The organism is candidate division Zixibacteria bacterium HGW-Zixibacteria-1, assembly GCA_002838945.1.
Lineage (GTDB): Bacteria > Zixibacteria > MSB-5A5 > GN15 > PGXB01 > PGXB01.
In genome coordinates, this window is sequence record PGXB01000032.1 from 1 (window position 1) to 10,875 (window position 10,875).

General features: G+C 48.0%; 13 protein-coding genes. 2 read left to right on the forward strand and 11 right to left on the reverse strand.

Annotated elements, in window-relative coordinates; translation table 11 throughout:
* Positions 1-189 precede the first annotated feature (189 nt).
* The 7 genes from CVT49_11825 to CVT49_11855 form a co-directional block, all read right to left on the reverse strand.
* On the reverse strand, positions 190-699 hold the full coding sequence (locus tag CVT49_11825) for a 50S ribosomal protein L19 (protein PKK82756.1): 510 nt from the start codon (positions 697-699) through the stop codon (positions 190-192).
* A gap of 16 nt (positions 700-715) precedes the next feature.
* Entirely contained in the window at positions 716-1,465 is a 750-nt protein-coding gene (locus CVT49_11830; GenBank protein ID PKK82757.1) for a tRNA (guanosine(37)-N1)-methyltransferase TrmD, read from the reverse strand.
* Entirely contained in the window at positions 1,455-1,988 is a 534-nt protein-coding gene (rimM, locus tag CVT49_11835) for a 16S rRNA processing protein RimM (protein PKK82758.1), read from the reverse strand. The genes CVT49_11830 and rimM overlap by 11 nt, the downstream gene beginning before the upstream one ends.
* Entirely contained in the window at positions 1,989-2,219 is a 231-nt protein-coding gene (locus tag CVT49_11840; protein ID PKK82759.1) for an RNA-binding protein, read from the reverse strand.
* Between the two features lie 65 nt (positions 2,220-2,284).
* Entirely contained in the window at positions 2,285-2,638 is a 354-nt protein-coding gene (locus CVT49_11845; GenBank protein PKK82760.1) for a 30S ribosomal protein S16, read from the reverse strand.
* A gap of 28 nt (positions 2,639-2,666) precedes the next feature.
* On the reverse strand, positions 2,667-3,995 hold the full coding sequence (locus CVT49_11850) for a signal recognition particle protein (GenBank protein PKK82761.1): 1,329 nt from the start codon (positions 3,993-3,995) through the stop codon (positions 2,667-2,669).
* A gap of 109 nt (positions 3,996-4,104) precedes the next feature.
* Entirely contained in the window at positions 4,105-4,812 is a 708-nt protein-coding gene (locus CVT49_11855; GenBank protein PKK82762.1) for a ribulose-phosphate 3-epimerase, read from the reverse strand.
* A 151-nt stretch (positions 4,813-4,963) separates the two neighbouring features.
* On the opposite strand from CVT49_11855, the gene CVT49_11860 reads away from it, so the two are divergent.
* Positions 4,964-5,443: a thioredoxin-dependent thiol peroxidase gene (locus CVT49_11860; GenBank protein ID PKK82763.1), complete on the forward strand. Its 480-nt coding sequence runs from the start codon at positions 4,964-4,966 to the stop codon at positions 5,441-5,443.
* A gap of 129 nt (positions 5,444-5,572) precedes the next feature.
* Here the strand turns inward: CVT49_11860 and CVT49_11865 are convergent, their stop codons facing one another.
* The 3 genes from CVT49_11865 to CVT49_11875 all read right to left on the reverse strand — a co-directional run bounded on the left by CVT49_11865 (position 5,573) and on the right by CVT49_11875 (position 9,690).
* Positions 5,573-6,712, reverse strand: coding sequence for a hypothetical protein (locus tag CVT49_11865; GenBank protein ID PKK82764.1), 1,140 nt, complete (start codon positions 6,710-6,712; stop codon positions 5,573-5,575).
* Between the two features lie 4 nt (positions 6,713-6,716).
* Positions 6,717-7,526, reverse strand: a complete 810-nt coding sequence (locus CVT49_11870) for a hypothetical protein (protein PKK82765.1) — start codon at positions 7,524-7,526, stop codon at positions 6,717-6,719.
* A 433-nt stretch (positions 7,527-7,959) separates the two neighbouring features.
* Positions 7,960-9,690: a DUF885 domain-containing protein gene (locus CVT49_11875; protein ID PKK82766.1), complete on the reverse strand. Its 1,731-nt coding sequence runs from the start codon at positions 9,688-9,690 to the stop codon at positions 7,960-7,962.
* 176 nt (positions 9,691-9,866) lie between these two features.
* Between CVT49_11875 and CVT49_11880 the strand changes: the two genes are divergently transcribed.
* Positions 9,867-10,457 carry a hypothetical protein gene (locus CVT49_11880; protein PKK82767.1) on the forward strand — a complete coding sequence of 197 codons (591 nt, stop codon included), beginning with the start codon at positions 9,867-9,869 and terminating at the stop codon, positions 10,455-10,457.
* A 60-nt stretch (positions 10,458-10,517) separates the two neighbouring features.
* On the opposite strand, the gene CVT49_11885 is transcribed toward CVT49_11880, so the two are convergent.
* On the reverse strand, positions 10,518-10,850 hold the full coding sequence (locus CVT49_11885; GenBank protein ID PKK82768.1) for a hypothetical protein: 333 nt from the start codon (positions 10,848-10,850) through the stop codon (positions 10,518-10,520).
* Between the last annotated feature and the right edge of the window lie 25 nt (positions 10,851-10,875).

A 10,875-nucleotide genomic window follows, 5' to 3' on the forward strand; every position in this document is an offset into this window, starting at 1 on the left:
GTAAATTACGTGATTGAAAGACTGCTAACACGTAATTTACGTGATAGCACGTATGTCGGAGCAATTTCGTCTGCAATGGCGGACCGGCATATTAGCTCTATTGCCGACATGTGAAATATAAAAAAACCCGCCGGGCGGCGGGTTTGTATCGATTGTATCGCAAATAGATTCGATGTTCTTTTATTCGGATTATTCCCCGGGCTTTTCTTCCGGCGTCGCCCCGGTTGGAGCATCGGCAACTTCCGCAGTCTTTTCGACAATCTTCTCTTCGGCCTTGGCCTTTTTGGCTTTGGCTTTTTTGCCTTTGGCGGTTTTCTTGGTTGCTATTTCATCCGCCCCATTTTCGATTGTCTTGTCTTCGAGTTTCTCCGTAATACGCGCCGATTTGCCGGTCAGTTCGCGCAGATAGTACAATTTGGCCTGACGCACTTTACCCTGGCGGGTGCGCTCGATTTTGGAGACATTGGGCGAGTGAATCGGGAATATTCTTTCGACCCCGATACCGGCGGAAACCTTGCGAACCGTGAAGGTCTCATTGAGACCGCTGCCGCGGCGTCCGATAACCGTCCCCTGAAAAACCTGAATACGTTCCTTATCGCCTTCCTTAATCTTCACATGCACCTTGACCGTGTCGCCTGGTTTGAAGATCGGGAGATTCTCCTTCATGTAACCCTTTTCAATCTGGGCAATCCGTTTCATTGATCTATCCTCTCAATTAGCTGTTCTTTTCGTTTTTCTTTAGTTTCTCAATATATTCTATATCGTTTTTATCCAGTTCTATCTCGTCCAGCAGTTCGGGACGGTTCTCAAATGTTTTCTTTATCGCTTCTTTCCTTCTGTACTCCTCAATCAATCTGTGGTTCCCGCCCAGCAGAATTTCCGGGACCCTTAATCCTTGAAACTCTTCCGGCCGGGTATAGACCGGGGCGCCGAGAATATTCTCGCTGTGCGAGTCGGCCATGGCCGATTCGAAATTGCCCAGCACACCGGGGATCAGCCGCACCACGGCATCGGTAATAACCGCGGCCGCCGCTTCGCCGCCGGTCAGGACATAATCGCCGATCGAAACTTCTTCTATCTCGTAAAGCGCCAGAATTCTTTCATCAACACCGAGATAGTGGCCGCATATTACAATCAGCCGATCAAGCAGCGAGTATCCGACCGCCTTTTCCTGTGTGAACTTCTTCCCGGCCGCCGAGGTGAGAAGAATCTTTTCGCCCTGGTTCGATTTGCCGGTGCACCCGAGGTCCTTCAGGCAGGCATAAAGCGGTTCGACTTTGAGGACCATGCCACCGCCGCCGCCGTACGGCGTATCATCGGCGGTGCGATGTTTATCGATAGCATAATCCCGCAGATCGATGATTCGTATGTCAAAGAGCTTATTCTCCAACCCGCGGCCGATAATCGACTGGCTGATGACCGAATCGAACCAGCCCGGAAAGAGAGTTACAATCTCAATCCTCATCCGGTGAGTCAAAAATGCCCTCCGGCGGATTTAATTCAATCAATTTATTCTCTATATCAACTTTCTTCACAAACTGCTTCACGGCCGGGAAAAACCTTCGTTTTCCATCTCCGTCTTCAATCACCCAGACATCATTGGCGGGGAATTCCTCGACAGCCGTCAGTTCCCCAAGCTCCCTGCCGCCGGTATCGACCACCTTGCATCCGACCAGGTCGAAATGATAATAGGCTCCATCCGGCAGCTCATCCAGATCAGTCCCTTTAATATACAGGTAAATGTTGGTCAGCAGCTTCGCCTGTTCGGGACTGTCGATCCCTGTTATCTTCATGGCCGGCCTTCCGGCAACGAACTGGATCGATTCCATTTCGATTTTCTTCCAGCCGGCTTCCGATTCCATCCAGAACGTTCCTTCTTTTTTGAAACGCTCCGGATTATCGGAAATCGGGATTACATATATTTCGCCGGATAAACCCCGGGGTCGACCGAATCGGCCCACGACGATATAATCCGGTTTATTGTTCAACTATTCCAGAATCTCCAAAACTGCTCTTTTGCCTTTCTTGGCCGAAATAGCAGCAATCAGCGTCCGAATCGACTTGGCGGTCTGTCCATGTTTGCCAATGACCTTACCGAGATCTCCTTGGCCGACGCGAAGCTCGTAAACAGTTGTCCGCGCACCCTGAACTTCAGTCAGGTCCACCTGATCAGGATTGTCAACCAGAGCTTTGACGATAGTAACGATGAACTCTTTCACAACAATCTCCTTTGTAGTAGCGGTTTCTGGTTTTAGTTACTGCTTGATAATGAGCACTAATACTGTTATTCTGATTTAGTTGCCTTCTTACTCTTACGCTTCTTGGGACGCTCAGTTATCGTTTCCGCCAGGGTCATTCCCGAGACATCCTCTCCCTTTTTCTGCAAATCATATTTTTTCAGAAACCCGACCTGCTTAAGCAGGCTCGAGACGGTATCAGAGGGAATCGCCCCGTGATCGAGCCAGTAGGTCATTTTATCCTCGAAGACCTTTATCGTGGCTGGTTTTTCAATCGGGTTATAAAAACCCAGGGTTTCCACAAATCTTCCGTCGCGGGGCATTCGAGAATCTGCCGCAACAAACCTGTAGGTCGGTCGTTTCTTCGCACCCAAGCGCTTCAGCCTAATCCGTACTGCCAAAATTCGGTACCTCCATCATCGTATTTCATCACATCTGGAAAGGGTTAGCCCCTTTCGGCAGACCTTTAATTTTGAATTTATTTACGTTCTTTATCATTTTTTGCATAGCGGCAAACTGTTTCAGGAGCAGGTTGACATTCTGGACCGAATTGCCCGATCCGGCGGCAATACGGCTCTTACGACTGCCGTCGATTACCTGCGGATTCTGCCTCTCATACGGGGTCATCGATTGAATTATCGCCTCGACTTTCCGCATTCCTCTCTCATCTATTTGTACGCCTTTGAGGGCCTTTCCGATCCCGGGAATCATGCCGATCAATGACTCCAGCGGCCCCATATTTTTGAGCTGCTGCATCTGATCGTAAAAATCCTCTAGTGTAAAAGCGTTTTTGCGGAGCTTCTTTTCCAGCTTCTCGGCTTGTTCGAGATTAATCGAACTTTGCGCTTTCTCGACCAGCGTCACGATATCGCCCATGCCCAGAATTCGCGACGCCATCCGATCCGGATGGAACGGTTCGAGGTCGGACAACTTCTCGCCGGTCGAAACCATCTTGATCGGGCAGCCGGTGACCCTTCGAATCGAGATGGCCGCGCCGCCGCGGGCATCACCATCCATCTTGGTCAGGACCACGCCGGTCAGGTCCAGTCGTTTATGAAACTGCTCGGCCAGATTGACCGCATCCTGGCCAGTCATGGAGTCGGCCACGAGAAGCATCTCATCGGGCGAAACTTTGGCCTTGATCTGATCCAGTTCGGTCATCAGTTCTTCATCGATATGCAGGCGGCCGGCGGTATCGAGAATGATCAGGTCAATAAAATTCTTCTGCGCATATTTTTTGGCTTCAAGGCAAATCTCGGGCGGCTTCTTGCCGTCAAGGCTGAAAACCTCGACCTCAATCGATTCGCCCAGCACTTTCAGCTGTTTGACCGCGGCCGGGCGGTAAATATCGGCCGCGACCAGAAGCGGCTTTTTGTTTTTGCGTTTGGCCTGAAGCGCCAGTTTGCCGGCCAGAGTCGTCTTGCCGGAACCCTGCAAACCGCAGAGCATATACACGGTTGGCGACTTATCGATCGGCGCCAGGGGGACCGCTTGTTCACCAAGCACCCGAACCAGTTCATCATGGACAATTTTGACAATCTGCTGACCCGGTTCGATCGACTTAAGAACGACTTCGCCGACTGCGGCCTGCTCGACCGATTTGACAAAATCCTTGACGACTTTATAATTGACATCCGCCTCAAGAAGCGCCCGGCGAACTTCACGGAGCGAATCCTGGATGTTCTTCTCCGTCAACTTCCCGGCGCCGCGAAGCTTCTTGAAAATGCCGTCAAATTTATCTACTAACTCACCAAACATATTTCAATACCATAAAACGCCAAAAAGGGGAAAATAAGGAAAAAAAGGCAAACTTCCCCTATTGGCAGAAAACCAATATATATAATTGGCTCAAAAGCGCAAGCGCTTTCTAACCCTTTATTTTACGAATAAATTCAGTGTAATCGGATGCCTTAAAAAACGAAGAGCCGCTTACCAGAATATCAGCGCCGGCTTTATGGAGCTCGGCGGCATTATCCAGCCCGACCCCGCCATCAACCATTATCTCAAATTGCAAGTCGTTGTCTTTGCGATATTTGGCGGCCGTTCGAATTTTATCATAAACATTATTGATAAAGGTCTGACCGGCAAAACCGGGATTGACCGACATCAACAGCAACAGGTCAATTTTGTCAAGATAGGGGTAAACCAATTCAATGCTGGTGGGCGGATTAAGCGTCAGTCCCGGCTTGGCGCCGCCCTTTCTTATTTTGTCGATCAGGGCCATGATTCTGGTCTCATCCGGCCGGTCGCCCAACACATAAACCCAGCGGCGCTCGCCGAGATCCCGCCGGATACCGTCTATTTCGAGATGAAACGTAATATAGTCAACCTTAAGCTTAAGGAAGTCATCGATATAATCCTCCGGTTCGGTCACCATCAGATGCGCGTCATGCGGCAGTGAGCAGGCTTCCACCGAAACTTTCGAGATGGCCGCGCCGAATGAAATATTGGGCGCGAAATGGCCGTCGATAATATCCAGGTGGATCATATCGGCGCCGGCCGCTTCGGCCTGTTTGACCTGCTCGCGGAGACGGCCGAAATCGGCGGCAAGAATGGATGGGGCGATTTTTAACATCCGTTATAAATTCCTATTTAGAATTCTATCTGCTTACGTGGAATATATTTTCAATTAAATTCAAAAGCCAGAATAAAATGGATGTGAACCTTTCAGAGGTATCTTTGTTATTTATCTCAAGTAATCAATAATTTCAAGCGGAGGATTAGCAATGTCAGATAATATACCGGCAATCGGAAGTAAGGCCCCGGCCTTTTCATTACCCAATCAGGACGGCAAAATCGTTAAATTAAATGTCTTCACCGGGAAATGGGTGGCTCTGTATTTTTACCCGAAAGATAACACTCCCGGCTGCACCACTGAAGCCTGCGAGTTCACTGACGGCCTCAAAAGTTTCGAGAAGCTCAATGCCGTCGTTCTCGGGGTTTCGCCCGATTCGCCCACAAGTCATCAGACATTTATAGAGAAGCAGAACCTCAAAATCACTTTATTGAGCGATTCCGACCGCAAGGTAATGATGCAATACGGCGCTTTCGGGACCAAGAAAATGTACGGCAAGGAAGTGCAGGGAGTAATTCGAAGCACTTACCTGATCGATCCGAAGGGGAAAATTGCTTATTCATGGAGCAATGTCAAAGCGGCCGGCCACGCCGACAAGGTCAAAGAGAAGCTGGCGGAACTGGCGAGATGAGCGCCGGCTTTCGAAAACAGTTTACAAATTTCTATGCATTACCGAAACGGGGCGGGTCAATCGACCCGCCTTTTTAATTGGATTTGATTTTATCAGTGATTGAATCTTGATGGCGCCGCGTTTGGTCAATCAGGGAGACAGGTTGCAACCCGGCAAGGTCTTTTCAGCCTTGGCTTTTAGTTCGTTTCGCATCCTTTCGATTACCATAATCAAGGCGCATTGATTTTTAACGAGACGGTAATAAGGCGCCGCCATTCGAGGATCAAGTCTAATATCACCATGGCACTCTTTGAAAAATCCCGAAATTATGCCATCGACAAAGAATGAATCCGAGAATATCTCATATATTTTTTTAATGTCATTCGTTTTTGATTTTTCAAAATCGTCCAAGGCATCGGCCAACTCCTGTTTATTCTCGAAACGAGTTCTTCCCCCCGCAAGAATTGAGGATCGGTAGCGATCCAGAAAACGCGCCACGACAAAGGCGCTGTCACGCGCACCGGAAAGATCATCCAGATAGACTCGCAGCACATCATTGAGCTTTCTATAAGACCGGCATTTCGGCAATTCACATTCAACCGCCCTGGAGTAGAAACGAATAGCATTTATTATATCATTCTTTATATAGTATAAATCGCCAAGCGCATTGAAAGCAGGCGTAAAGGTGGAATCATCATTAATGATCGCCCTGTACGCACATTCGGCCATCTGCAGTTCATTTTTGGTCTCATACGCCTGAGCCAAAGCAAAACGAATCTGGATGCCGTCACGATTAATTGCAAGAGCATTATGGTATTCTTTGACGGCCTCATCAATTTTGCCCATCGTAAACAATGCCTGACCGATATTGTAATGGGCCTCGGCCATGCTGCTGCTGTCGGAGGAATATGCGAGCGATTTGCGCCAGGCCCCGACAGCCTCAATTTCATTTGAAATCGGCTTATTATAAAGGGCATAACCGAGGTTTTGATATGCCAGCCCATAGCATGAATCAAGTTTTATTGCATATCGCAAAGCAGTTACGGCATTGTCGTACTGATTAAGCTTAATATAAACCATTCCAAGAGCATTATAGGCCTTCGCAAATGCGGAATCTTCACTAATTGCCTCATTCAACTCATTCAACGCCGCCCGCATATTGCCGTTCAAATAACAGAAGACTCCCCTTCTATATGAATCCGCCGCCGATTCTCCGGAAAAACAAATTTCGCGAGATAATGACAACAGCGCAAGGAATAGCAATAATGAGATTCTATATATTTTGACCATCCATTTATTCCTTCTTTATATCTTGCAGGCACCCGTATCCGGCCAATCCACGTGAGATATATTTCGATACAAGTTTATCAAAGAAGGCGGGAAATGAAACGCTGTCGGATTGCAGGTAGATAACTGTCCCGATTTCGGTGGTATTATAAAAATGTTTTCTATACTGCTCTTCTTTTACTTCCAGCGGAAAATCCAGATAATATCCTTTTTCAAGAATCATTATGCTGGAACGTCCCGATATTTCATTCTCTATATCGCCGATTAATGAGTGTTGATTACCCGTAAATTGCATCCAGCATAAAGGAACGGGGATTTTCTTAATTGGCATAATTCGAACATGTTTGGAATGACTTTTTGCAACTACCTGCAGACTATCTTCGCTGTATTTCACTTTAAATTGAGCCGTATCGCAATCATCAATCTTTACATATAAGTCAAAAACATGCGGAATAAGAGTATTTGCGGCGGAACGTGCCGCGACGCTTTTTGCGATGCAATTGATATTTACATAGACTGCGCTATCAACAACCATGATTTGGGAATAATAACCAAGGTTATGTAATACCACTTCTATAGTCAATTTATCTGTGGATGCGTTATGATTAATGATAATATCACAGCCGTCAAACGGCTCCGGATTAAGCGCCTTCCAATCATCTTTTTCTACAAAATGACTGCTTGACGGCGGCCTATTGCTTTGCGGATCATTGCTCTGCCCGTAGGCGAGATAACTAGATAACAGAGCAATGGTAAATATTATTATATATTTTCCAAAACCATTCAAAACATTTTTATATTTTGTCTCAAGGAACAATTTAGACCCCGTTCTGAATACAATTTTAATTTATAATGATTATTACATATTGCCCAAACAACAGTCGTGACAGAGGAGTCGAATCATTATTGCTTCTCGACACCGGTCTTTCCCCTGATGATTGGCGATGATTGGAAATGATGCAATTTCAATGATGATGACCGGCCCCGAAAGCCTGTCCGACCCTTAATCCACTTATCCCTTTACAATAATAACGTTATCGTTATCCATTATGTCAAAGAATATTTTCGTTTTGTCAAAAATCATTTATATTGACCGTAATTGTTTTGTATTTGAAGACGGAACAATAGCTTACGGAGAATTGTAAACCTCGACCCCGATACGGGTTGAGTCTCTTATGGACTACGAGTATTTCATAAAAAAGCCGGGTTGAGTAAACGCTCAATCCGGCTTCGGCGATTCGTACCGGCCGCTATATCCCCATCATCTGCCGGACGTATTTCGGGGGCGGGGTGCCGTAGGACAACAATTTGTCGTGGAACTCCTTCATGTTGAATCGGTCGCCCATCTTCGCCTGGTAGTCTTTCCTGATCCGGTTGATCTCGATATTACCGACATAGTACGATGATAGCTGCACCGACGACAGACAGGCACGGCGCCATTTCCCGGCCGCTTCGCCCTGCTCCTGGTAGCCCTCGTTCATCATCATATCCATCGCTTCCTGTTCGGTCATGCCGGCGGTATGAATTTTCCGGTCGATGATGGCGTTGATAAGCATCCGCAGGCGCATCTTGAGCATCTGCATTTTCAGTTCCGGCCCGCCGAAACCTGCGGCCACCATCACCTGCTCGGAGTAGGTCGCCCAGCCTTCGGAAAACGGCCCGGATCCGTAGATGACGCGCACCAGCGTGGGCGCCTTGAACTGGTTGGCGTGGGCCGCCTGCAGGTAATGCCCCGGCATGGCCTCATGCACCGTCAGGTCATAAAGCATGGTGTTATTGTACTCGCGGAAATATGAGGTCACCTGATTCGCATCCCAGTCGGACGGCGGCGGCGAGATGGAATAGAATGTCTTCTGCCCCTTTTCGAGCGGTCCCGGCGATTCGCAATAGGCGACTGCAAAACCGCGCTCGAATTCCGGCATGATGACCACCTCGACCGGCTCACCCGGCAATGTCACCAGTTCTTTATCGCGGACAAAGTCTTCCGCTTCCTTCAGGCAGGCGGTGGCGCACTCGACAATATTGCCGGCATCGGGGTGATCCTCGGCCATTCGGTCAAGAACCGCCTTGACCACTTTTTTCCGGTCGGCCAGGCTTTTCGAATCGCTCTTTTTGGGGAAATACTGTTTGTACAGCGGCAGAGCTGTTTGATAAATCTCTTCCTGGGTGGCAACCATTTCCTCCTCGGCCATCCGGAGAATATCTTCCATGGTCAGATCGGTTTGGAGCCGGTGATGCATCTTGCGGCGGTACATATCCTCGCCTATCCGGAAATCGCCGTTCGAGCGCGGCAGAAGATCCTTTGCGAGCCATTCGGCATAAGTCTCCAATGCCGCCACGGCTTCTTTTTGCACCGGTTCTATTTCCGCCTTCATCTCAGGGACAGAGTCCAGCCAGGCATTGAGGTCATTTTTGACCAGATTGATGGTTCCTTTTATCTGTATCAGGGCGGTTTCGGTCTGGATTTTCGGCGGATTTTTCAGATTGGTCTTGGCCTGTTCCAGTAATCCGGGGACAGCCTGAAGTCGCCCCTTGACACTCTTGAGCCGTTCGGCCAGCGGCGCAAAGTCATTAATCAACAGGGTGTAGATAGCTCCACCCGGATTGTAGCGGCCGGGAGCCCATTCGTAGGCCCGAACCGTATCATCATCGAAAATTCCTGCTTTTATTCCATCGACCAGCAGAGCATAGTCGATTTTGTTGGTATCGTTCAATTTTGCGGGATCGAAGGTCTTTAACGAATCCAGATAGGCAAGATCGTGAGTCATATTCTTCGCGATATTTTCCATGCTGTAATCATTCAGCCGGTGGTCATAGCGGTGGTCGCCGAGTTCGGTGGCCCACTCGGGATTCATTTCGATCATTTTTTCGATATAGCGGTTGGCCAGTTGTTCAAACCGGACGTCCTCGCTTAAGGGCTGGGCGCAGGATAACAGCGCCGCTGCCAGGAATAATAAGAAGATAAAATAATTGTGCCTCATGTTTCCTCTCCAGTCGTGTTGTTATAAAATTTATATGAAGATAATTATGGCAAGGCGGCAAAGCAAATAGAATTTGCCGGATCGGCTGGGGCACCGCTCGAAATAGTATTAGGAATTTCTTGCATTTATTCGCGTATTATTTATAATGTTGAGTTATCATCCAGGGAGTGTTGTTTATGAATAACAAATTGACCGGATACGTTATTGCATTTTTTCTGTTTACCATAATTATTTTAATCTCCTGTGCCACGCTGGGATCCAAGGTCAGGGTTCAACAACCCGAAACGCTGAAACAGCTAAAATGCATTGTACTCACCGAGCCGGTGTTGACGCAGAAATCAGGGGAAACCGTAACTGCCGCCACTGATGAAACCTGGCACGAACTTGTCGACACCAGATTCCTGTATGCTCTTGAAGAAAACGGGCTGGTCGATTTCATCTGCGACGATGACCTGAAAGATGTTATAAATAATGCCACCAAAGATCAGGCTGATCTGGATCGGTATCACCAGGCTATCGAGCGGCCCGTTGCAAACGCCGAAGCCATCCTGAAGACCAAGATGGAAATCAGACTGAAGGACGACAATAAAGGCGATTCATATGTAACAATGCAACTGCATGATGCAAATACCGGCGGAATCATCCTCGAGATTGAATTCAATACCATGTGGGGCAAGGGCTATGTCAATAAGCCGACCACACTGATGACGATCAGGGACGGCATCAGCGGCGCCGTTAAACTGCTGGCTGATCAACTAAGAAAATAATTCACTGAAATCAAATATTCCCGAACTGCCCGTATCCGGATCCGGGTTTTCTATGTAAGTCTAATCCTTTCTCGGATAGATGATAATTATCGGCATTGATGCATGCGCGAAAACCCTCTGGTTGGGAAAATAAATGGCATAGGGATAGCTCCCGAACATGTTAAAATCGGCCGGGACCAGCGCCGATGCCTTATTGTCAGGTTCGATCGAAAGCATATTTGTCCCGAAAATACGCTCATCGGGAAATATGATTACGGCCGGGTCCCGAGTAAGATTATTAAACGTGACCGTGTCGCCGGGATACAAAGTTATCTGACCGGGCGCGACCGTAAAACTGCTGCCATCGGACACAATGGCCGCCAACTGATTATTGACGGTAACGGGATCAATCATCTGCGGACCCTCCTTGCAATGATGG

Excerpts from the sequence above, each read along its gene's own strand:
- CVT49_11825 (PKK82756.1), bottom strand. The coding sequence starts at position 699 with ATGAAACGGATTGCCCAGATTGAAAAGGGTTACATGAAGGAGAATCTC.
- CVT49_11830 (PKK82757.1), bottom strand. The coding sequence starts at position 1,465 with ATGAGGATTGAGATTGTAACTCTCTTTCCGGGCTGGTTCGATTCGGTC.
- CVT49_11850 (PKK82761.1), bottom strand. The coding sequence starts at position 3,995 with ATGTTTGGTGAGTTAGTAGATAAATTTGACGGCATTTTCAAGAAGCTT.
- CVT49_11855 (PKK82762.1), bottom strand. The coding sequence starts at position 4,812 with ATGTTAAAAATCGCCCCATCCATTCTTGCCGCCGATTTCGGCCGTCTC.
- CVT49_11860 (PKK82763.1), top strand. The coding sequence starts at position 4,964 with ATGTCAGATAATATACCGGCAATCGGAAGTAAGGCCCCGGCCTTTTCA.
- CVT49_11865 (PKK82764.1), bottom strand. The coding sequence starts at position 6,712 with ATGGTCAAAATATATAGAATCTCATTATTGCTATTCCTTGCGCTGTTG.
- CVT49_11875 (PKK82766.1), bottom strand. The coding sequence starts at position 9,690 with ATGAGGCACAATTATTTTATCTTCTTATTATTCCTGGCAGCGGCGCTG.
- CVT49_11880 (PKK82767.1), top strand. The coding sequence starts at position 9,867 with ATGAATAACAAATTGACCGGATACGTTATTGCATTTTTTCTGTTTACC.
- CVT49_11885 (PKK82768.1), bottom strand. The coding sequence starts at position 10,850 with ATGATTGATCCCGTTACCGTCAATAATCAGTTGGCGGCCATTGTGTCC.